21 protein-coding genes are annotated in these 22,390 nt (G+C 46.5%); 2 read left to right on the top strand and 19 right to left on the bottom strand.

Translation table 11 applies throughout. From position 1 onward, the window contains the following. Positions 1-93 precede the first annotated feature (93 nt). The 10 genes from VP97_RS01740 to VP97_RS01695 form a co-directional block, all read right to left on the bottom strand. Positions 94-1,605 (bottom strand): tetratricopeptide repeat protein, encoded by a 1,512-nt coding sequence (locus VP97_RS01740; protein WP_050179945.1) that lies wholly within the window; start codon positions 1,603-1,605, stop codon positions 94-96. 102 nt (positions 1,606-1,707) lie between these two features. Beyond that, positions 1,708-2,337 carry a bifunctional phosphoribosyl-AMP cyclohydrolase/phosphoribosyl-ATP diphosphatase HisIE gene (gene hisIE / locus VP97_RS01735; protein ID WP_050179944.1) on the bottom strand — a complete coding sequence of 210 codons (630 nt, stop codon included), beginning with the start codon at positions 2,335-2,337 and terminating at the stop codon, positions 1,708-1,710. Beyond that, positions 2,334-3,092: an imidazole glycerol phosphate synthase subunit HisF gene (hisF, locus tag VP97_RS01730; protein ID WP_050179943.1), complete on the bottom strand. Its 759-nt coding sequence runs from the start codon at positions 3,090-3,092 to the stop codon at positions 2,334-2,336. Before hisF ends, hisIE begins: the two co-directional genes overlap by 4 nt. Beyond that, positions 3,089-3,820 (bottom strand): 1-(5-phosphoribosyl)-5-[(5-phosphoribosylamino)methylideneamino]imidazole-4-carboxamide isomerase, encoded by a 732-nt coding sequence (gene hisA / locus VP97_RS01725; protein WP_050179942.1) that lies wholly within the window; start codon positions 3,818-3,820, stop codon positions 3,089-3,091. Before hisA ends, hisF begins: the two co-directional genes overlap by 4 nt. Then, a complete protein-coding gene (hisH, locus tag VP97_RS01720) occupies positions 3,817-4,455 on the bottom strand; it encodes an imidazole glycerol phosphate synthase subunit HisH (RefSeq protein WP_050179941.1) in 639 nt (212 codons plus the stop codon). The genes hisA and hisH overlap by 4 nt, the downstream gene beginning before the upstream one ends. Continuing rightward, a complete protein-coding gene (gene hisB, locus VP97_RS01715) occupies positions 4,456-5,049 on the bottom strand; it encodes an imidazoleglycerol-phosphate dehydratase HisB (RefSeq protein WP_050179940.1) in 594 nt (197 codons plus the stop codon). 14 nt (positions 5,050-5,063) lie between these two features. Then, positions 5,064-6,329 (bottom strand): histidinol dehydrogenase, encoded by a 1,266-nt coding sequence (gene hisD / locus VP97_RS01710; protein WP_050180193.1) that lies wholly within the window; start codon positions 6,327-6,329, stop codon positions 5,064-5,066. A 4-nt stretch (positions 6,330-6,333) separates the two neighbouring features. Then, the gene (gene hisG, locus VP97_RS01705) at positions 6,334-6,972 is read right to left on the bottom strand and encodes an ATP phosphoribosyltransferase (RefSeq protein WP_050179939.1); all 639 of its coding nucleotides are present in this window, start codon (positions 6,970-6,972) and stop codon (positions 6,334-6,336) included. Beyond that, the gene (locus VP97_RS01700; protein WP_050179938.1) at positions 6,972-8,153 is read right to left on the bottom strand and encodes an ATP phosphoribosyltransferase regulatory subunit; all 1,182 of its coding nucleotides are present in this window, start codon (positions 8,151-8,153) and stop codon (positions 6,972-6,974) included. Before VP97_RS01700 ends, hisG begins: the two co-directional genes overlap by 1 nt. A 303-nt stretch (positions 8,154-8,456) precedes the next feature. After that, positions 8,457-9,371: a DUF4003 family protein gene (locus tag VP97_RS01695; RefSeq protein ID WP_050179937.1), complete on the bottom strand. Its 915-nt coding sequence runs from the start codon at positions 9,369-9,371 to the stop codon at positions 8,457-8,459. A gap of 491 nt (positions 9,372-9,862) precedes the next feature. On the opposite strand from VP97_RS01695, the gene VP97_RS01690 reads away from it, so the two are divergent. After that, positions 9,863-11,200 (top strand): right-handed parallel beta-helix repeat-containing protein, encoded by a 1,338-nt coding sequence (locus VP97_RS01690; protein WP_050179935.1) that lies wholly within the window; start codon positions 9,863-9,865, stop codon positions 11,198-11,200. 83 nt (positions 11,201-11,283) lie between these two features. Here VP97_RS01690 and VP97_RS01685 read toward each other — a convergent pair whose 3' ends face one another. Genes VP97_RS01685 through hprK form a run of 5 tightly spaced genes read right to left on the bottom strand, consistent with a single transcriptional unit; the run spans position 11,284 to position 15,146 of the window. Next, complete coding sequence (locus tag VP97_RS01685; protein WP_050179933.1) at positions 11,284-11,778, bottom strand: acyltransferase; 495 nt, start codon at positions 11,776-11,778, stop codon at positions 11,284-11,286. Further along, positions 11,775-12,431, bottom strand: a complete 657-nt coding sequence (ppaX, locus tag VP97_RS01680) for a pyrophosphatase PpaX (RefSeq protein WP_050179932.1) — start codon at positions 12,429-12,431, stop codon at positions 11,775-11,777. Before ppaX ends, VP97_RS01685 begins: the two co-directional genes overlap by 4 nt. Beyond that, complete coding sequence (locus tag VP97_RS01675) at positions 12,428-13,369, bottom strand: nucleoside recognition domain-containing protein (protein WP_050179929.1); 942 nt, start codon at positions 13,367-13,369, stop codon at positions 12,428-12,430. Before VP97_RS01675 ends, ppaX begins: the two co-directional genes overlap by 4 nt. Continuing rightward, positions 13,366-14,193, bottom strand: a complete 828-nt coding sequence (gene lgt, locus VP97_RS01670) for a prolipoprotein diacylglyceryl transferase (protein ID WP_425388425.1) — start codon at positions 14,191-14,193, stop codon at positions 13,366-13,368. The genes VP97_RS01675 and lgt overlap by 4 nt, the downstream gene beginning before the upstream one ends. Positions 14,194-14,207: 14 nt before the next feature. After that, the gene (hprK, locus tag VP97_RS01665) at positions 14,208-15,146 is read right to left on the bottom strand and encodes an HPr(Ser) kinase/phosphatase (protein WP_050179925.1); all 939 of its coding nucleotides are present in this window, start codon (positions 15,144-15,146) and stop codon (positions 14,208-14,210) included. 123 nt (positions 15,147-15,269) lie between these two features. Here hprK and VP97_RS01660 point away from each other — a divergent pair, with 123 nt between their 5' ends. Then, positions 15,270-15,803: an N-acetylmuramoyl-L-alanine amidase family protein gene (locus VP97_RS01660; RefSeq protein WP_050179924.1), complete on the top strand. Its 534-nt coding sequence runs from the start codon at positions 15,270-15,272 to the stop codon at positions 15,801-15,803. 34 nt (positions 15,804-15,837) lie between these two features. Here VP97_RS01660 and VP97_RS01655 read toward each other — a convergent pair whose 3' ends face one another. The 4 genes from VP97_RS01655 to uvrB form a co-directional block, all read right to left on the bottom strand. Continuing rightward, positions 15,838-16,185 (bottom strand): phage holin family protein, encoded by a 348-nt coding sequence (locus VP97_RS01655; protein WP_050179922.1) that lies wholly within the window; start codon positions 16,183-16,185, stop codon positions 15,838-15,840. A 28-nt stretch (positions 16,186-16,213) separates the two neighbouring features. Continuing rightward, on the bottom strand, positions 16,214-17,416 hold the full coding sequence (locus VP97_RS01650; RefSeq protein ID WP_050179920.1) for a DUF4097 family beta strand repeat-containing protein: 1,203 nt from the start codon (positions 17,414-17,416) through the stop codon (positions 16,214-16,216). Between the two features lie 64 nt (positions 17,417-17,480). Next, entirely contained in the window at positions 17,481-20,333 is a 2,853-nt protein-coding gene (uvrA, locus tag VP97_RS01645) for an excinuclease ABC subunit UvrA (RefSeq protein WP_050179919.1), read from the bottom strand. Positions 20,334-20,343: 10 nt separating this feature from the next. Beyond that, the gene (gene uvrB / locus VP97_RS01640; RefSeq protein ID WP_050179917.1) at positions 20,344-22,320 is read right to left on the bottom strand and encodes an excinuclease ABC subunit UvrB; all 1,977 of its coding nucleotides are present in this window, start codon (positions 22,318-22,320) and stop codon (positions 20,344-20,346) included. Positions 22,321-22,390 lie beyond the last annotated feature (70 nt).

Below are 22,390 nucleotides of genomic sequence, written 5' to 3'. Positions count from 1 at the left end.
TCTCCTTTATGATTAAAATAAATACCCTCAATCGTATAAGTAAGATGTTACCTTCATCGTACTGAAATTCATTCATTCCGTCTATTATTCTGCTCAAAGCAAGTGTTCACGAATAAATTTCGCATACTTTTGAACCGTTGAAACAGACACGCTGTATTTTTCCCCCGCTTCGGACTGACTAAACGGCTCGTTGCGCAGCTTACGCCATACGTATTCTACTGCCGCCGCAAGACCCGCCGGCTTTGTCACATTTGCTTTTTGATACTGAAGCTCAAGAAAAATCGAAAACCACATAAGGAACAGTCCTGCTTCCTGCGGGCCAAGCGGGCGAAAATGACGATATAAAACGAGTGCCGTTTCATGAGCAAGGCGTGTGTTCATTTCAGTTAAAAGTGAATGATCAACCGGCATGCCAAGAATGTCCGCCAGATAAATTTTTTCATATGGCTGCAGGTTCTCAATGTCGCAAAAGTCTGGATGAGTCATAATTTCCTTATGGTCAGCGGCCAGGGAAAGCAAAAAGATACCAAACAATCTTTCTTCGTCCTGCTTTCCATTTAAATAGCCGATAATCGCCTCTGGATTGCGTTCCATTTCATTGTCTGCTTTTCCCGTTCCCCACGGTTCCAGTCCTTCTTTTTCCGGATTATTCTGCAGCACTTTTTTCCAGGCAGATCGAGCAGTTTGCGGATGGCCTGTATGATGTGCCGCATAAGAAAGCCAGTAATAAAACCCTGCTTCCCCTTCAAATCCGCTCCGCTGCAATTTTTTCAGCCAGCGGTACGCTTCTTTATACCGCCCAATCAGGGCAAAGGTAGCGCCAATTTTAAATTGCTGATCCGGGATAAGCGGCTGAATTTTTGCCAGCTGGTCCGCTAAGTTGTCGAGTTCTTCCTGCTTTTTTTCGTAAAAATAAAACACGATTTTATTGCAGATGGCGTGCAGATTCCCAGGATTGCGCTCAAGCACATCCTCCAGCACCCCATACGCTTTTTCTGATTGACCCAGATAAAAATAGGCCAGTGCAAGGTTATTGTATGCAGCCCAGAAATCCGGGTACTTCTTAACTGTTTCCTCCAGGTGAGCAGCCGCTTTGGCAAAATGACCGCTCTCCAGCAGAAAGCGTGATTCTTCCTGCATTTCGATCATTTCATCCTGTTCGGACAAATCGTCAAATTCTTCTTCATGGTCCAGTGTAATTAAATCAAGCAGGTCTTCTGCATCTTCGCGGTATTCGCCCTGCTCGGCCAAATCCAGGTACATTTGCGCGTGGCGAAACGCTTCTTTAAACGAACCAAGATGTGCATAATTGTTTGCCAGAAAATAATGGCACTCTGTCATATGCGGGTCCAGGTCGTCCAGCACAAAATGAAGCAGACCATTTGATTGTTCGTAATGCCCAAGCTCCGTTTCCACAATGGCCAGCTGACAAGCAATAATCGGTTCCAGCGGCTCAAGATCCATGGCGCGCGAAAGATATTTTTTCGCCTTCGGCAGCTCTCTTTTTTCCAGCGCCTTCATGCCTTTTATATAATAAAACTCTCCTGTCGGAAAAAACGAGACAACGTTCTCCCTTTGTTTCCGGCCCATTGAGTCATTTCCCATGAAAATCCTCCGTACGTTCTATATGATTAACTTATGTAGTATAGCATACGCACCGGCAGAAAAACAGATGAAAAGCCGGCCCAAATGAGGCCGGCTTTTTTCTTATTCTTTGCTTTTTCCTTCGTGACGGCGTGCCAAAACGGACAGCACATCATCCAGAGCCAAATCTTGTTCGCGAAGCAAAACAAGCAGATGGTACAACAGGTCCGCAGCTTCCCACTGCAGTTCTTCCTTGTCACGGTTTTTCGCCGCAATAATAACTTCAGCCGCTTCTTCACCGACTTTTTTCAAAATTTTATCGACGCCTTTTTCAAACAGATACGTCGTATAAGCGCCTTCCGGACGGTTTTGCTCACGGTCTGCAATTACCTGCTCAAGCTGCTGCAGGATTGAATACGGAAGGGATGCACTGTCTTCCCCATAAAACGGTTCATCAAAGCAGCTCGTTGTCCCGCGGTGGCAGGCAGCACCGGCCGGCTCCACTTTTACAACGATCGCATCTTTGTCGCAGTCAAACTGCATGGAAACGACTTTTTGTGTATGGCCGCTTGTAGCACCTTTATGCCAGAGCTCCTGACGGGAACGGCTCCAAAACCATGTTTCGCCAGTTTCCATCGTTTTTTCGAGAGATTCCTTGTTCATATACGCAAGTGTCAACACTTCGTATGTGGTCGCATCCTGTACAATGGCAGGCACGAGTCCTTTTTCATCAAATTTTACTTCGTCAATCATCTGACGTTCACCTCTGCATTTCGCAAAAATTGTTTGACCTCTCCAACGCCGGTTTCTTTATAGTGAAAAATAGAAGCGGCAAGCGCTGCATCAGCCTTCGCTTCTGTAAACACATCCAAAAAGTGTTCCGCTCCCCCGGCACCGCCGGAAGCAATTACCGGAACCGGTACTGCCTCACCGACTGCTTTTGTCAGGGCAATATCAAAGCCTTGCTTGCTCCCGTCTTCATCCATGCTTGTCAGCAAAATTTCCCCGGCACCGCGCTCGACCGCTTCCTTTGCCCAGTCAATGACGGTCCGGTCGGTTGGCGTGCGTCCGCCGTGTGTATACACGCGCCACGTTCCAATTGATTCATCGTATTTTGCATCAATGGCAATCACGATACATTGAGAGCCGAAAAACGCGGCTCCTTCATTGATCAAATCCGGATTGTTTACAGCCGCTGTATTCAATGATACTTTATCTGCGCCTGCACGTAAAATGCGTTTCATATCTTCAAGCGCGTTAATGCCGCCGCCCACGGTAAAGGGAATGGCAAGCTCTGACGCAACCGCCTGCACAACATCCACCATCGTTTTTCGTCCTTCTACAGACGCGGAAATATCTAAAAAGACGAGCTCGTCCGCCCCTTGCTCGTCGTACACACGCGCCAATTCCACCGGGTCTCCTGCGTCACGCAGCTCCACAAATTGAATGCCTTTGACGACGCGTCCTTCTTTTACATCCAGGCAGGGGATGATGCGTTTTGTCATCACTCGGCCGCCACCTCCAGCGCTTCTTTCACAGTAAATCGGCCTGTATAAATAGACTTTCCACAGATCGCACCGGAAAGTCCATCCTCTTTCCATTTCGCGAGCTCACGCAAATCGTCCAGTGATGAAACGCCGCCGGAAGCAATCACGCTTTTTCCCGTTTCCCGTGCAAGCTCCGCTGTCGCTTCCGTGTTTGGGCCGGACAGCATACCGTCGTTGGCGATATCGGTAAAAATAAATGTTTCGGCTCCTGCTTCGGCAAATTCTTTCGCAAGATCTACCGCTTTTACAGATGATGTTTCAAGCCAGCCATGCGTGGCGACATAGCCATTTTTCGCATCAAGTCCAATCGCAATTTTTTCTCCATTTGTACGAAGCCACTCTTTCACGAGCTCCGGCTCCTTCACAGCAAGACTGCCGATAATTACGCGGTCTACACCATTGTCCAGATAATGCTTTACATCTTCTTCTGTCCGGATACCTCCGCCGATTTGCACCTTTGCATTTAGCTTTTTTGCTGCTTCGATCACAAACGTATCGTTCACGCGCTGACCGTTCTTTGCTCCGTCCAGATCAACCATATGAATCCATTCGGCTCCCTGCTCCACGAATGATTTTGCCATATCAAACGGCGAGTCTCCGTAAACCGTTTCTTGATTGTAATCCCCCTGCACAAGGCGGACGCATTTGCCGCCGCGCATATCAATAGCCGGGTAAATAGTAAAACTCATAGCATATCCTCCGATCGTTCCATCGCTTTTGCAAAATTGGTCAGCAGCTGCATGCCGGTTGTGCTGCTTTTTTCCGGGTGAAACTGCATGCCCGATACATTATCCCGCCCGACAACAGCCGGCACCTGCACTCCGTAGTCCGCACTGGCAAGAAGGGTTTTTTTGTCTACTCCGTCTGCATAATAGGAATGAACAAAATACACATATCCATCCTCAATGCCTTCAAGTACAGGTGCATCCTGGTGAAAATGAAGCTTGTTCCATCCCATATGCGGCACTTTCAAACGCTCGCCGTTCGCATCACGGTCCGGAATGTGCACAATTCGTCCCTTGAGCAGACCGAGCCCTTCAAACCGGCCGTTTTCTTCACTTTCTTCAAATAGCAGCTGCATACCGAGACAAATGCCAAGAAGCGGACGGCCGCTGTCCACATACTCGTGGATAAATTGGTCGAGCTGCGTTTCACGAAGACGGGCCATTGCATCTTTGAAGGCACCGACACCCGGCAAAATAACGCCTTTTGTTTTGTTTAACTCTTCTGGTGATTCACTGATTATATACGGGATGCCAATTCGCTCAAGCGCTTTGGATACACTGAACAAATTGCCCATGCCATAATCGATGATGCCGATCATTTACAACATTCCCTTCGTTGACGGTACCCCTTTTACACGCGGGTCAATTGTGACTGCTTCATCAATCGCGCGGGCCATCGCTTTAAATACTGCTTCAATCATATGGTGCGTGTTTGTTCCGTAATGAATAATCACATGCAGGTTTATACGAGCCTCCAGCGCGAATTTCCATAAAAATTCATGTACAAGCTCTGTATCAAAGGTGCCGACTTTTTGTGATGGAAAGTCCGCTCCACGAATTTCAAAATGCGGACGGTTGCTTAAATCCACCACCACCTGTGCAAGGGTATCATCCATCGGCACAAAAAAGTTTCCATACCGCTTAATGCCTTTTTTATCACCCAGCGCTTCCTTCAGCGCCATGCCAAGTACGATGCCGATGTCTTCCGTTGTATGGTGGTCGTCCACTTCCACATCGCCATCTGCTTTAACCGTTAAGTCAAAATGACCATGACGTGTAAACAAATCCAGCATATGGTCCATAAACGGCACACCTGTTTGAATATCGGACTTTCCTTCTCCATCTATCTCAAATGCCAGGTCAATTTTCGTTTCGCCTGTGTAACGCTGCAGCTCTGCACTTCGATTCCCCATTTAGTCTCTCTCCTTTATTGATTGCGCGCTTCAATAGCGCGGGCATGTGCTTCTAATCCTTCCAGTCGCGCAAACGCGGCAATTTTTGCGCCGTGCTTGTCGAAAGCTTCCTTGCTGTACATAATAATGCTTGATTTTTTCATAAAGTCATCTACGTTAAGCGGACTTGAAAAGCGGGCTGTTCCGTTTGTCGGCAATACATGATTCGGCCCGGCAAAGTAGTCACCGACCGGCTCCGATGAGTACCGCCCTACAAAGATCGCGCCGGCGTGCTTAATATCTTTCGTCAGCTCCAGTGCATTTTCTGTCATGATTTCCAGGTGCTCCGGTGCGATGGCGTTAATTGTTTCAACCGCTTCTTCCAATGTTGAAGCAAGATAAATCGCTCCGTGCTCTTCAATAGAAGGCCGCGCAATATCCTGCCGCGGCAGTACCGCAAGCTGCTGTTCAATCTGGTCTGCCACTTCTTTTGCAAGTGTTTCAGACGTCGTGACTAAAACCGCTGATGCACGCGTGTCATGCTCGGCCTGCGACAGCATATCAGCCGCCACTTCTTTTGCGGAGGCGGTTTCGTCTGCAAGCACCGCGATTTCGCTTGGTCCGGCAATCATATCGATGTCCACATCGCCGAACACTTCCCGCTTCGCAAGCGCAACAAAAATATTACCCGGTCCGGTGATTTTATCAACCGGCTGAATGGATTCCGTTCCATATGCAAGTGCCGCGACAGCCTGGGCGCCGCCGACTTTAAAGATGTCTTTCACACCAGCAATATCAGCGGCAACAAGCACGCCTGCAGGAAGGCGTCCATCTTTTCTTGGCGGTGATACCATGACAATCCGCCCTACGCCTGCTGTTTTAGCTGGCATCACATTCATCAGAACAGACGACGGATAAGCAGCTGTGCCGCCTGGTACATACACACCTGCCGAATCAAGCGGCGTCATTTTCTGTCCTAAAATCGAGCCATCTTCATTTGTGTACAGCCACGTTTCCCGCTTTTGCTTCGCATGAAAAGCGGCGATGTTCTCGGCTGCTTCACGGATAATTCGGATGATCTCATCATCCAGCTCGGTATAGGCGTCATTAATTTCATCCTGCGTCACCTTCAAGCTGTACAGCTTCGCGCCGTCAAACTTTTCTGTATAAGCAAACAGTGCGCGGTCGCCGTTTTCACGAACGTCTTGAATAATATCACGCACGATACGCTGCTGTTCTTCTGTTCCTGCATCGACTGACCGTTTGATCGAAAGTCCCGGCGTTACCTGCTTGATCTCGATCATGTTACCGAACCGCCTTTTCTTCAATCGTATCCGTCAGGCGATTGACGAATGTTGAAATCTCTTCGTTTTTCATTCGATAGCTGACTGGATTCACAATTAAACGGGACGTAATGCCGACAATCGTTTCGTATTCAACAAGCCCGTTTTCCCGGAGCGTCCGTCCAGTCGACACAATATCAACAATTCGGTCAGACAACCCGATTAATGGCGCCAGTTCAATCGAACCGTTCAGCTTAATGATTTCCACCTGCTCACCCTTTTCACGGAAGTAAGCAGAAGCCACCGTTGGATACTTTGTCGCGATTTTCGGTGCTACTTCGTTAAGTGCTGTATCTGGAAGACCCGCCACCGCCAGGTAGCATGGACTGATTTTCAAATCCAGCAGCTCGTATACATCCCGCTCTTCCTCAAGCAGCACGTCTTTTCCGGCAATTCCGACGTCTGCTACCCCGTGTTCGACGTAGGTCGCTACATCCATCGGTTTTGCCAGGAAAAAGCGCATATTTTCTTCCGGCACTTCAATGATAAGCTTGCGTGATTCATCCAGGTCCGGCGGAAGCTTATAGCCTGCTTCCTGCATCAGCGCCGCCGCTTCTTCGAAGATCCGCCCTTTTGGCATCGCAATTGTTAGCATGGACATTACACGTTCCCCCCTGATGATTTTCCGACAAAAAACGTTACACTTTTGCATGATTCCGTGAATGAATCTACATCTTTTACTCCAGCGACATCCTGAAGCAGCACGCATTCTCCTGCTGCGCGGCGTTTTTGTGCTTCTGCAATCGCTTCTACACGCCGTTCATTACTGAACAGTACACAATGAACGCCTGCTTCGTCTTCAAGCTGGCCGAGTGCTTCAAGTAAAAAGTCAACACGAAGACCGAAACCAGTTGCACCTGCCGGATGACCGAATTTGCCAAGCAAATCGTCATACCGTCCGCCGTTTCCAACCGGTGCTCCTACGCCGTCCGCATACACTTCAAAAACAAGACCCGTATAATAGCTCATGTGGCTGACAAGCGGCAAGTCAAATGTTACATACTGGTCTACGCCGTATTCCTGGAGACGTCCAAACACCGTTCTTAGTTCATCCAGTGCTTCGGCACCTGCACTTCCCTCGATCAGCTTAGCTGCTTCATCCAGACAGCTTATGCCGCCTGATAAGTGTAAGAATTGCAGCAAACGCTGCTTATCAATAGACGACAGCGGCAGGTTTTTCACATGCTCACGGTAGCCCACATAGTTTTTCTCATATAGGAAGCGGCGCAGCTGTTCAGACCGTTCTTCTGTTCCAAGAATTTGACGGAACAGCTCGTCCGTAAAGCGAATGTGTCCCAGTGACAATTGAAACTTCTCAAGGCCTGTCTCCTTCATAACAGATACAAGAAGGGCAATCACTTCCGCATCGGCGCTCATCGTTTCGTCGCCGATCATTTCAACCCCAATTTGCTCAAACTCCGCTGCCCTTCCGCCCTCACGCTGCTGAGCACGGTATACGCTGGCTGAATAAGCAAGGCGAAGCGGCACGCGTTCTTTCAATAATTTTGCTGCTGCCACACGGGCAATAGGTGCCGTCATATCGGGACGAAGCACAAGTGTATTGCCCTGCTGGTCAAGAAGCTTAAACAGCTGGCGGTCCAAAATGGCTGATGCGTCTCCGACTGTCTCATAGTATTCAAGCGCCGGTGTTTCAATAAAACGATAGCCCCAGCTTCTCATCGCACCCTCAGCCGCTTCTTTTACTTTTCGTTTCGTTTCATAAATGTGCGGCAGCGTATCCCGCATTCCAACTGGCTTTTCAAACATTAACAGCTTCGACATCTTTATCACCCGATCATATGTATTTTACTTTAGTTCGCTAATGTACTAAAGATATATTAGTAGTAGTTTAACGTTTCTGACAATTCACGTCAAGCCCTAAAATGAGAAGGCATCTGTTTATCGGCAGCAAGCAGGAGACAAGTACTGCTAGAGGTTTTTTTTTGCTTTCAGCAGGACTATTTCAGCTTTTTTAAACCGGCATCCTGCAAAGCCATTAACCTGCTGCAAAAATCTGCGTATGCGGAGCGATTGATCAGTTTAAACCTGCCCTTTTTTAACGCAAATAAACCGGGAAGTCCCGGTTTATTCACCTGATGATGACGAAGCTGCTACTGCGCTTGCCGTGGAAGCTGCAATCACAGCCTGCTGAGCTTGAATCATGGCTTGAACAGCAGCAGTCAATCCAGCCGAAGCTTCGATCACCGTTTGAGAAACAAAGATAGCAGCAAGGGTAACAGCGATGTCTTTATACCATTTCAAGGAAGGCGAGCTTCTTAATTCATGAACAAACTGTACACACATTTCCTTGTTTCCGGACAGCGCCATGATGCCGAGCGCTGGATAATGCATACTTCTCACTTTAATTCCATTTTGCTCAAGCTCCTGTTTTACTTCCAATACGGCATGAGCCGTTCTCTCTTCAAACAATCCGTTCATAACAAGCATGTTTGCTAAAAACTGAAGGTCATTTCCTTTCCAAAAGCCGTTTTTATTGAAAAAGTGGTAATAATTTTCAGAGGCATCTGCCAGTTCTATCACGCTTTCCGGACGGCTCGCCATAACCGCTGCTGCCGGGTAATCTTCGTTTGATGTCAGAAACATATGATATTTTTTCAGCTCATCATAAATCGCTTTTACCCGCTCGGGCTGAGTGGATGGCTCAATTAAAAAAGCAGCAATATAGGTGTATTGGGAAGAACGAAAGCCGGCTGAGCGGAGAAGGTCATATTTCAGGTGAAGCTCATCCACGCCCTCCTCCCCGTTTCCTTTTTGTAGCAGTAACAGGCCAGTCATAGGAAAGTGAATGGTTCGAAGCGGCGAAAATATCGATCCAGATTTTTTAATTTTTGTCGACAGGGCTGTAAATGTTTCCTCGTCAATTTGCTGACCTCTGGCAGCGAATTGCGCGGCGGTCAACAAAACCAGCCGTTTGTCGATCCATTTGCCTGCTGTCTGTCGTAAAATTTTTGTATTTTCTTCAAGCAGCTGCGTGTTCATTGCATCAGCCTCCTTTCCTTTCTATACGAAAAAAGTGGAAAAATAGTTCCAAAAGGTAATTTGTTTTTCTATATTTCCCTGTTTTTCCATATGGCGGGGAATTAGAAACAGTTGGCTATTTTATAGGACTAACCGCGGCTTTTTTAAAACAGGGCTTTTTGGTACTGACATTCATGCTATCATGTTGAAGGAGCAGGACCACTGCACCGTTTTTCTCCTCTGTTTTAGAATGAGGAAACTTACTATCTTTTGTCTGGCCACTAAAGCCTGTATGATATGGACTGGCTTTGATGTGAAAAATGTGTAGAATCGTTATCCAGACCGACCGTAGAGACACGGCTGCAGCCGTAGTCCCGGCCGGCTTTTTGCATTGTTCTGTGTGAATGTATGTGAAACTGCTTTTATTTATAACAGAGCAAAAAAGAATTTTTGTAGAAGGAAGGCAGCCTTTATGACAAAGAAGCTTTTCTCTATCCTGGAGGTACGTAACAATGAAGTATGTAAAAAAAGCCAGAACAGCCGGCTTTTTAGCTTTATCTCTTTTGGCTTTCTTTTTCGGAGAAGACCAGACGGAAGCAACGACCGTGAATGTTATTCAATATGGTGCGCAAGCCGACGATAACCAGCCCGACACGGCTGCTATTCAAAAAGCGATCAATATTGCTTCCCAAACGGGCGGCATTGTCGATATTCCAGCTGGTACATTTGATATCGGCATTGATGCTTCAGGCAATGGGATTATCATAAAAAGCAATGTGCATCTGCGTATGAATGATGACACGGTACTTAAAATGAAGCCCAGTAACCTGCAGGCTTATCGTCTCATCAGTGCAGCAGATATTCAAAATGCAACCATCACCGGCGGCACGCTCCTTGGCGACCGTGGAGCTCATATGGCAGGCAGCGGCGGTTGGGGACGCGGTATACATATTGCAGGAAACGCATCTTCTATTTATGTGAAAGATGTAACAGCCAAAAATTTTAAAGGTGCCGGTTTTACAATTGAAAACAGTTTTAGTGCGGTCAAGAAAGTTCCTAATAACGTAACACTCGACCGCGTAACAGCTGATCATAATGGGCAGCAAGGGCTGTCTATTGTCGCAGGGCGCAATATTACCGTAATAAACAGCCTCTTTAAAAATACAGAAGGTGCTTCCCCTTCGGCTGGGATTGAGCTTAAACGTAATAAACCCTTTAATCTGCCGCTTGAGAACGTAGTGATTCGGCACAATCAGATCGAAAACAATGCAGGATACGGATTGATATTCTCCTTCTCTAACAATAACCGGGCAGAATACAACATCATTCAATCCAATAAAGAAGGGGGTGCTTTATTTCGTAATGCCCACAGCAATACAATTCATGGAAACAGGATTAGCTGTAATGGCAGGAACTTTTTACAGCCGTATTTGAGCAGCGGGATATTGATTAATAATGGAGAAAATAATGTGATTAGCAGTAACGAAATCTCCGAAAACGTCCAGCGGGGCATTTACGCGCTGAATCATGCAAATGGAAACCACATTATAAGTAATAGATTACTCAATAATGGGCATATCGGTATTGAGACATATGGCGGTACCGGACTTGTAATTAAAAATAATTACTTATCCGGCAGTAACCGTACGATAACCGTTAGCCGTGCATCTTCTTCTACTGTTTTCAACAATGGCGACTCCGTTCTCTTTGCTTCTCCTGCCGAAACACCAGGCCCGGCTGTTGATTTGGCTTCTCCAGTAAGCAAAGAAGCCAGGGGAACAAGAAATATAGTCGATTCTCTCAGTCCATTAAAGCCGTCATCTGCCGATATGTTTTTTCAGTACCCTTGAAACAAGCGATTTTATTGTATCCATTTTTTAAGCATTGTGCTTCTGGCACAGTGCTTTTTTTATTTTAGCCCAAAAAACCTGCTTCAGCTCTTTGCTGAAGCAGGTTTTATCACCATGGGGTTTCCGCCGGCAAATGCTCCCGGCGGCACATCCTTATTCACAAGCGTCATCGCGGATACAACGGCGCCATCACCGATATGAATACCCGGCAAAATGGTACAATTAGCGCCAATCATCACATTATCGCCGATCACAACCGGGCCTATACGGTATTCAGCTGTCAAATACTCGTGTGCCAAAATCGTAGTGTTGTAGCCGATAATCGTATTGCATCCAACGGTAATCTGTTCCGGAAACATAATATCCGGTACAACCTTATAAGCAAATGCAGTGCCTTCGCCAACCTTCATACCAAGCAGACGCCTATACAGTGTGTTTTTCATGCGAGCAAACGGAACAAATCGGCTCACTTCAATAACGGCTGTATTTTTGAATGTCTTCCAGAACGAAACGGTTTGATAAATGTGAAAAAGCGGGTTGGCTCCGCCTTTTAACGTGTACCGTTTCGTTCGCCTCATTTCTGGCTGGCTCCGACCTGCAGAATGTCAAGCAGATCCGCCATGGACTCGAGCATATAATCCGGATTGTACGTATTAAGGAAGTCTCGCCCTTTCAATGACCAGGCTACGCCTGCTGTTTGAACCCCTGCATTTTGACCGCCCTCGATATCATGATAGTTATCGCCGATCATGATGGCTTCTTCCGGCTTGGAACCAAGAGCGCCCAGTGCTTTTTGGACAGGCTCCGGATGAGGCTTAGCATGTTCAACATCGTCAAGCCCGATGATAACATCAAAAAATGCATCCAGCTTTGTCAGCTTCAAACCTTTAAGGATCGTTTCATGGATTTTTGTAGAGACGATCGCCATTTTAAACCCATTTTCATGCAGCGTGCGGATTGTTTCATATACACCTTCAAATTCTGTTACAAGTGCATCATGCTTTTCATGGTTAAAGGCGCGGTAATGAGCGACCATTTCCATCGTCCGTTCTTTATCCAGTGCTTCAAATGTATCAATCAGCGGCGGCCCCATGAATGGATATACATCTTCACGCTCGTATTGACCTGGATAATAATGATTCAGCGTATGAAGAAATGATTCTACAATCAATTCATTTGTATTGATTAATGTTCCATCTAAATCAAACAGCAGAGTTGTAATGTTTTTCATGAATGAACAGCTTCCTTTCCTGTTGCCGGTTCTGTCTGCCTCCAAAGGCGCGCAACAGCCATCGTTAAAACAACAGCCGTCGTCACACGAATAAGGAAAAGCGGCCAAACCGGAATACCAAGTGGGATAAATATAAGCGTATCTTCAATAACAGCGTGGCAGGCGACTAGAAAAATGAAAGCGAGCGTGACATCACGTTTACTGACGCCGTCTTCTTCCACCGCCTGTATCATCACCGCTGACCCCATGGCCAGACCAATCAGCAGGCCGGATGCCAGCGTCATCGACGTATTTTCTCTCATGCCAAGAAACCGTGTGATGGGGGCGACAGCTCTAGAAAAAGCATCGAGCCATCTTAAATCCTTGGCAATTTGAATCATGACCATAAGCGGGATCACAATGGCAGCCAGCTGCAAAACACCAAAAACCGCTTTTTGCAGGCCCAGCAGGACAATGGACGTCCACGTGTCCGGCTGAGCGGCCGCCTCGGGAATCATCCCGTATTGAGCAAGCTCTCCCCCGCCCTGCCAGACAAGATTAATAACAATCCCCGCCGTTACAGCAAGTCCTATGCGGACCGCTAAAACAATCCACATTTTTACACCGACTTTAACGGCAACTGTCGATTCAATAAATAAATTATGGGAAAACGACAGCATAGTAGCTAGAATAAATACTTCTTTCACAGTTAAATCCAATGATAAAATGGCCCCAATCCCCGCGTACAAATTAAGTGCATTTCCAATCACAAGTGGGATTGCTGCATCGCCGGACAAACCGAAGATTCCCATAAGCGGGCTGATTAAGTGAATAATCCATGGCAAAACAGGTGTAAATTGCAAAATAGTAACAATAAGCGTGATCGGAAAAATCACTTTACCGAGCTTCCATGTTGTCAGGCAGCCTGTCTGCAGCCCTTTCACAATGGTCTGACTCACGATACCGTCTTCCCTTCATTTGTTTTGTCAGCATAACGCGGCAGCGCATATTTAATGCGACGATACAAAAGAAGTGCCACTGCGATCACGATTAAAGACAGGGACAACACTTGCGCAATCCGCAGAAAATCACCCGGTAGCATTAAGCTGTCGGTACGCATGCCTTCGATAAAAAAGCGGCCAATGGAGTACCAAATCACATAAGATAAAAACAGCTCGCCCCGCTTTGGATTTACCCTGCGCATAAATAGCAGAAGCGCGAACCCGAGGAGGTTCCAAAGTGACTCGTATAAAAAGGTAGGATGGTAATAAGCACCGTCAATATACATTTGATTTACGATAAAATCCGGCAAATGTAAATTCTCTAAAAACGACCGGGTTACTTCCCCACCGTGCGCTTCCTGGTTTATAAAGTTCCCCCAGCGGCCAATCGCCTGCCCTAAAATAATGGATGGCGCAGCAATATCCGCCAATTTCCAAAAAGAAAGGCGGCGCTTTCTTGTAAACACAATCGCGGTAATGACCGATCCAATTAACGCCCCGTGAATAGCAATACCACCATTCCAAATTTGAACAATGGCTTCCGGATGCTGCGAATAATAGGGCCATTCAAACAAAACATAGTAGGCACGCGCTGAAATCAGGGCGATTGGAATGGCCCAAATCAGCAAATCGGAAAACGTATCTTCGGGCAGGCCAAGCCGGTTTCCTTCTTTTGAAGCTAAATAAAAACCGAGGGCAATCCCGATACCGATAATAATGCCGTACCAATGAACTTGAAAACCACCCAGATCCAGGGCAATTGGGTTTAACGGATACTCCAAAATCTCTTCACTCCTTATTGCTTGTCATCGATACCTGCATCATTAATGGCACCAGCCAGTTTATCCGTAAATTCCTGAGCTGCATTGACACCCATCCGTTTTAAACGGAAGTTCATAGCCGCTACTTCAATAATAACAGCCAGGTTTCGTCCAGGGCGGACCGGCAGCGTAATTTTTGTAATTTCTGAATCCAAAATTGGAAGTTTGTCTTCTTCAATGCCAAGACGGTCGTATTGCTTGTCTGGATCCCACAGTTCAAGATTTACATTTAATGTAATATGTTTATGCGAAAGAACAGCTCCCGCTCCAAACAGCGTCATAACGTTAATGATTCCTAACCCGCGGATTTCCAGCAGGTGTTCAATTAGCTCTGGTGAACTACCGATAAGACGTCCAATATCTTCCTGACGAATTTCTACACAGTCATCTGCCACAAGACGGTGGCCGCGTTTTACAAGCTCAAGCGCCGTTTCACTTTTCCCGACACCACTTTGGCCGGTAATCAACACGCCAATTCCATAAATATCAACGAGGACACCATGGATGGCTGTTGTTGGTGCAAGCATCGATTCCAGGTAATTGGTTAATTGGCTTGAAAATTTAGTTGTTGTCATTTTCGAGCGCATAACCGGCACCGAGTATGCTTCTGATGCTTCAATCAATTCAACTGGTACACTTAAATTGCGCGAAACGATAATGGCGGGCGTTTCATAGTCACAAAGTTTATCCATCCGCTCCTTTTTTTCATCCGGCTTGAGCCGCTGAAAAAAAGACAGCTCTGTCATGCCGATCAGCTGTACACGTTCCGCTGGATAATAATCAAAGAATCCTGCAATCTCCAGGCCCGGACGTGACAGGTCGCTTAATTTAATAGGACGGTGAAGCCCTTCTTCCCCACTTACAAGCTCTAAATCGAATTTCTCCAAAAGATCAACTGCACGTACTTTTGGCATCGTATTCCCTCCTCTTCACCAAAACGAATTGCCTTCATTGTACCATGTTTCCTCCTAAAACAGCTGTTTCGGTATCGATTTTCATTGTTCTCTTGTACATAGAAAGTGAAAGGAGTGATTCATATGAAAATTGCGATTGATGCCGGACACGGGCCAGAGACACCGGGGAAACGGTCTCCAAACGGGATGAAAGAGTTTGAGTTTAACAGCGAAACCGCTCTGTTTTTGCGTGAAGAGCTGCCAGCAGCAGATGTATTTTTTGTTCACCACCACGCGTATGACCGCCCTCTCGCAGAACGGGTACGGCATGCAAATCGGGCAAAGGCAGATCTTTACGTTTCTATCCATGCGAACGCTTTTGGCACAGGCTGGACAAGTCCCCACGGTATCGAAACGTATATTCACACCTCCCGTCCGGCCAGGGCAATGGCTGTGGCAAATGCCGTCCAGCAAAAACTCACAGCGGCAACAAGCCTGTATGATCGTGGTGTAAAAACAGCTGATTTTTATGTATTGCGGCAAACAGCCATGTCCGCTGTTTTAATCGAAGCCGGCTTTATGACAAATAAAGTGGAAGCTTCGCTGCTGCAAACAAGGGCTTACCGGAAAACATGCGCACAAGCCATTGCAGCAGCTCTTCGGCAAGTTTGTTTATAGAAAAAAGCAGGAAGCGGCCCGGCCGCTTCCTGCTTTACTTTCTGCGCAGAATCGTTGTCTGCAGTACAATATTGACTAATGCTATAATAATGGCGATCACCAGCGCCAGTCCGAAGCTTTCAATTTCGAATGAATAACCCATAATACTGTCTGTCATCAAAAGTGTAACGGCGTTGATCACAAATAAAAACAAGCCAAGTGAAACCATCGTAATTGGCAATGTTAAGATCACAAGCACCGGTCGGACAATTAGATTTAAAATGGATAATACAAGGCTGGCAATAAATGCATAGAAGAAGCTATCCACATGCAGTCCTGGAAAATAGCCTGCCAATGCAACAAACAAAATAGCATTTACAAGCACACCTGCTATCCAGCCCATTTTAAAAACTCCCTTGCGTCTTTAATAATTAAATGCCGTCTCCGAAAGAATCCTCTTCCGAGCCTGGCAGCGATGTTTGTTGTAAAGTCGGCATCCGCAGTGTGATAGAGCCTGTTTTCGTTTCTGCATCAATCATAAGCTGCCGCTCATCCATCAGGTTTTCACTTTCGAATTTCAATGATTTTTGAATGCGCTCGTCTTTTTCAGAAACGTGGCCCATCCCTGTTTCCGGCAGTGTCAGCCGGCCGGCCGTTGTACGAATTTCACCTTTTACAGCAAGCTTCTGCGGTACATATAATTCAATATTACCCGTCATTGATTCAGCACGAACCGCTTCTGCCTGATCCTTTTTCGCATCGTATAAAATGTTTCCATTAAAGGTTTGCAGATCGGCAAAGCGGTATGTGCCCACCATGTGAACCGCACCGTTAAATGTATTAAGCTCCGCACGCTCTCCTTCACAATCGATCAAGCGAATAGGACCATTGCCTGTTTCTGCTTCGATGATGGCAATCTCGCTGTTTTTCAGTTCGATTTTGCCGTTTCCAGACCGAACCTCAAGCTTCTCCGCTTTCATATCCCTCATGTCGAATGCACCGTTAAATAACTTCACAGACACATCTTCTAACTCTTTGGAAGGGAGAAACAGCGTAATATCTGTTTTCATGAGCTTTAAACCAATTGAAAAAGACAATTTATCTTCGCGTGCATAAAAAATACTGTTTTTCAAAAACGATTCTTTTGCTTCTTCTTCTGTGGAAGCCCCGTATACTTTAATACGGCACTCCGCTTTTACACCCTCGCCATCCCACGGACGGATGGTAACAGATCCGTTTGCGGTTTCAAGCTTTAAACGGCGTGGTGTTACATTCTGCTCATGAAAAACATGCGTAAATTCAGTTCCTTTTCCGACAAATGGCACTTCTACATCTTTTATTCGCTTAACAGCTGACTGCATAAATTCAAATAGTTTATCTTTCGACTGTGTAACATTTTCCGTTTTCGGCCGCTGGCCGGCCATTTTTTGACCAAACTTCTCTAGCTCTTCAAAAAGACCTCCTAGACCTAAGCCTTTCGAGCTTTCTGCTTCTTCTTTTCTAGAAAAACGCGTTTCTTTTTCATTTGAAGCTGTGCTGCTTTTCTCCAGGGCTTCAATCAATTTTACTGCTTCATCCGCTGAGATCACACCCGATTCAACCATTTTCAAAATACGCAGTTTCTCTTCGCTCATTCCTATAAACCTCCCGTTTTTTGTTCTATTCGTTTATACGAATGCCCAAGGAAAAGGTTTCATTTTATTCAGCTTTCACAGCCATACGTTCACGGTCGCGCTCTAAAATTTTCTTTAAGTAATAACCCGTGTGAGATTCCTTTGTTGCTGCGATGTCTTCAGGTGTACCGGCTGCCACAATGGTGCCGCCTTTATCTCCACCTTCAGGACCGAGGTCAACAAGATAATCCGCTGCTTTGATCACATCAAGGTTGTGTTCAATGACCAGCACAGTGTCGCCATTTTCAACAAGGCGCTGCAGCACTTGAAGAAGGCGGGCAATATCGTCGGTGTGAAGGCCGGTTGTCGGCTCATCCAAAATATAAAACGAGCGTCCGGTCGAGCGGCGATGCAGCTCGGATGCGAGTTTCACACGCTGCGCTTCCCCTCCTGACAGGGTAGTCGCCGGTTGCCCGAGTGTAATATAACCGAGTCCAACATCCGCAATTGTTTGAAGCTTACGACTGATTTTTGGAATGTTTTCAAAGAACTCAAGTGCATCTTCAACGGTCATTTCGAGCACGTCAGAAATGTTTTGGCCTTTGTATTTTACTTCAAGCGTTTCCCGATTATACCGTTTACCGTGGCATACTTCACACGGTACATACACATCTGGCAGGAAATGCATTTCAATTTTGATGATTCCGTCTCCGCGGCACGCTTCACAGCGGCCTCCCTTTACATTAAAGCTAAAACGCCCCTTTTTATATCCGCGTACCTTTGCTTCATTAGTCTGCGCAAATACGTCTCGAATGTCGTCGAATACACCTGTATAGGTTGCCGGGTTAGAGCGTGGAGTCCGGCCGATTGGCGACTGGTCAATATCAATCACTTTGTCGAGCTGTTCGATGCCTTTTACTTCTTTGTGGGCTCCTGGACGTGCTTTTGCCCGATTCAGCTTTTGCGCCAGCGATTTATAAAGAATTTCATTAATAAGCGTACTTTTTCCTGATCCCGAGACACCCGTTACAGCTGTAAACAAGCCGAGCGGAAATTTTGCTTTTACATTTTTTAAGTTATTTTCTTTTGCACCAACAACTTCGATCCAGCGTCCATCCGGCTTACGGCGTTCCTCTGGAAGCGGAATATACTTATTGCCGGATAAGTACTGGCCAGTTAGTGATTTTTCATCCTTCATAACTTCTTCCGGTGTCCCGGCCGCAATAACGGATCCGCCGTGTACGCCTGCGCCAGGGCCGATATCAATCAAATAATCAGCCGCTATCATTGTATCTTCATCATGCTCAACAACAATGAGTGTATTGCCGATATCACGCATATTTTGCATCGTGCGAATCAGCCGGTCATTATCACGCTGATGAAGGCCAATAGATGGTTCATCCAAAATGTATAATACACCTGTCAGACGTGAGCCAATTTGTGTAGCCAGACGAATCCGCTGCGCTTCGCCGCCGGAAAGGGTGCCAGCTGCCCGGCTTAACGTTAAATAATCAAGACCGACATCAATTAAAAAGCCAAGTCGTTCACAAATTTCCCGCAGTACAAGGCGGGCAATCTGCATTTCTTTTTCAGTCAGCACGATGTCTTTAAAAAAGTCCGCGGCTTCCTGAATCGAAAAAGCAGTGGTATCGGAAATGGTCAGGCCGTCGATTTTAACAGCCAGGCTTTCTTTTTTCAAACGCTGCCCCTTACAGGTTGGGCACTTGGATTCACCCATATACTTTTCCATTTGTTCACGGATATAATCAGAGCTTGTTTCTTTGTAACGGCGCTCTACATTGCTGAGCACCCCTTCAAATAGGATTTTATTATCCCGGATTTGGCCAAAGTCATTTTCATAGCGGAAACGGATGCGGTCTTTGCCTGAGCCGTTCAGCAGCTTATCCGTCTGCTCAGCCGGCAGATCCTGCCATGGCGTATCCATATCAATCTTATAATGTGTGCAAACTGCTTTTAGCAGCTGCGGATAATATTGAGAGCTGACCGGTTCCCACGGAGCAATTGCATTTTCGTTTAAAGACAGCTCCTTATTCGGAATCACCAAATCCACATCGACTTTTTTCTTCATGCCAAGTCCATCGCAGGACGGGCAAGCGCCGAATGGACTGTTAAACGAGAACATGCGGGGCTCCAATTCTCCAACCGAAAATCCACAGTGCGGGCAGGCATGATGTTCACTGAACAACATTTCTTCTTCGCCGATCACATCAATGATGACATTTCCTTCACCAAGGCGAAGAGCCGTTTCGATCGAATCTGCCAGACGGGCTTCTACGCCTTCTTTCACAACGATCCGGTCAATAATCACTTCGATCGAATGCTTTTTGTTTTTTTCAAGTTCAATATCTTCTTCCAAGTCACGCATTTCTCCGTTCACACGTACACGGACGTATCCCTGCCGCTTTACGTCCTCAAACACTTTTGTGTGTGTGCCTTTACGGCCGGAAACGAGAGGAGCCAGCACCTGAATTTTTGTCCGCTCCTCCAGCTCCATCACACGGTCTACCATCTGGCCGATGGTTTGGGAGGTAATTTCAATACCATGAATTGGACAGATAGGCCGGCCGACTCGTGCGTATAAAAGACGCAGGTAATCATAAATTTCCGTTACAGTTCCTACTGTTGAGCGCGGATTGCGGCTTGTTGTTTTCTGATCTATGGAAATAGCGGGTGACAACCCCTCGATCGAATCTACATCCGGCTTATCCATCTGTCCTAAAAACTGACGGGCGTAAGCAGACAGCGACTCTACATAACGCCGCTGTCCTTCCGCATAAATCGTATCAAAAGCAAGAGACGACTTTCCTGAACCAGACAAGCCGGTCAATACAACAAGCTGGTCTCGTGGAATCGTAATATCAATATTTTTTAAGTTATGGGCACGTGCCCCTTTTACAGATATATGATCAATGGCCATTCGGGCACCTCTATTCTGATTTTAATTCAAACAATGCATCGCGAAGCTCGGCAGCACGCTCGAAGTCGAGTGCTTTCGCCGCTTCTTTCATTTCGGCTTCTAAGCTTGTAATAAGCTTTTGTCTTTCCTGCTTTGATATTTTTCTTCCGGTGTTTTTAGAAGCATATGTTTCTGTTTCTTCCGCTGCCTGTGTTGCACGAATCACATCGCGAATACCTTTTTGAATTGTCATTGGCGTAACGCCATGCTTCTCGTTGTACGCTTCTTGAATTTCGCGGCGGCGTTTTGTTTCTTCGATCGCTTTTGTCATAGAATCCGTCATTTTATCAGCGTACATAATCACTTTTCCTTCAGCATTACGCGCGGCCCGGCCAATCGTCTGGATCAGCGATCTTTCCGAACGAAGGAATCCTTCCTTGTCTGCATCAAGAATAGCCACTAGCGATACTTCCGGAATATCGAGCCCTTCCCGGAGCAAATTGATTCCGACAAGAACGTCATACTTGCCGAGACGCAGATCGCGGATAATTTCAATTCGTTCAAGCGTTTTTATTTCCGAATGCAGGTACTGGACTTTAATGCCGATTTCTTTTAAATAGTCGGTCAAGTCCTCCGACATTTTTTTCGTGAGTGTTGTAATAAGTACACGTTCGTCCCGTTCGATCCGCTCATTGATTTCACCTAGAAGATCATCGATTTGTCCCTCGATCGGCCGGACATCAATTGTTGGATCAAGAAGTCCGGTTGGCCGGATAATTTGCTGCGTCATTTCCGGTGTTTGCTCAAGCTCATATGGGCCTGGCGTTGCAGATACATAAACAATTTGATTGATGTGCTCTTCAAATTCCGGAAATGTAAGCGGCCGGTTGTCTTTGGCAGACGGAAGACGGAAGCCATGATCGACAAGCACCTGCTTTCGTGCCTGGTCTCCGTTGTACATACCGCGAATCTGCGGCAGCGTAACATGAGACTCATCGATTACCATTAAAAAGTCGTCCGGGAAATAATCCAGCAATGTGTAAGGGGTAGAGCCTGGCGGACGAAGAGTCAAGTGCCTTGAATAGTTTTCGATGCCCGAGCAAAAACCCATTTCCCGCATCATTTCCAGATCATAGCGAGTCCGCTGCTCCAGGCGCTGTGCTTCTAGCAGCTTTTCTTCTGCCCGAAGCTCTGCCAGACGCTCTTCCAGCTCTCTCTCAATATTCCCAATCGCAATGTTCATTTTTTCTTCGCGTGTAACGAAGTGACTTGCCGGGAAAACAGCGACATGCTCACGATCACCCATAATTTCCCCTGTCAGGGCATCTACTTCGCGAATACGGTCAATTTCGTCACCGAAAAATTCAACACGGATGCACCGCTCGTCTCTTGAGGCGGGAAAAATTTCTACAACATCTCCGCGGACTCGAAACGTTCCGCGCTTAAAATCAATATCATTCCGTTCATACTGAATATCGACAAGGCGCCGAAGCAAATCATTCCGCGGCACCTCCATGCCCGTACGGAGTGAGATCACCATTTCCTTGTACTCCTCCGGTGAACCGAGACCGTAAATGCACGACACAGACGCGATAATAATCACATCATCGCGTTCGAATAAGGAAGATGTTGCCGAGTGGCGCAGCTTATCGATTTCATCGTTAATGCTGGCATCTTTTTCAATAAAAGTATCGGTTTGCGGTACATATGCTTCCGGCTGATAGTAGTCGTAATAGCTGACAAAATATTCGACCGCATTGTCCGGGAAAAACTCTTTGAATTCACTGTAAAGCTGTCCAGCAAGCGTCTTGTTATGGGCAATGACAAGCGTCGGCTTTTTCACTTCCTGAATCACATTTGAAACGGTAAATGTTTTACCCGTACCTGTTGCACCAAGCAGCGTTTGGTGTTTTTTGCCGCTGCGAATGCCTTCAACAAGTTCCGCAATAGCTGCTGGCTGGTCGCCCTCCGGTTTATACTTAGAAACTAAATTAAATTCATGCGCCAACGCATTGTCCCCCTGTCTGTATCCGTTCTTCTTTCTTTTATACTTCCCATTTTATCATGATCGAAACAAA

It is taken from the genome of Domibacillus robiginosus (assembly GCF_000966195.1).
Taxonomy (GTDB): Bacteria; Bacillota; Bacilli; order Bacillales; family Domibacillaceae; genus Domibacillus; species Domibacillus robiginosus.
The sequence above is the reverse complement of the archived record's forward strand: the minus strand, read 5'-3'. Positions and strand labels throughout refer to the sequence as shown.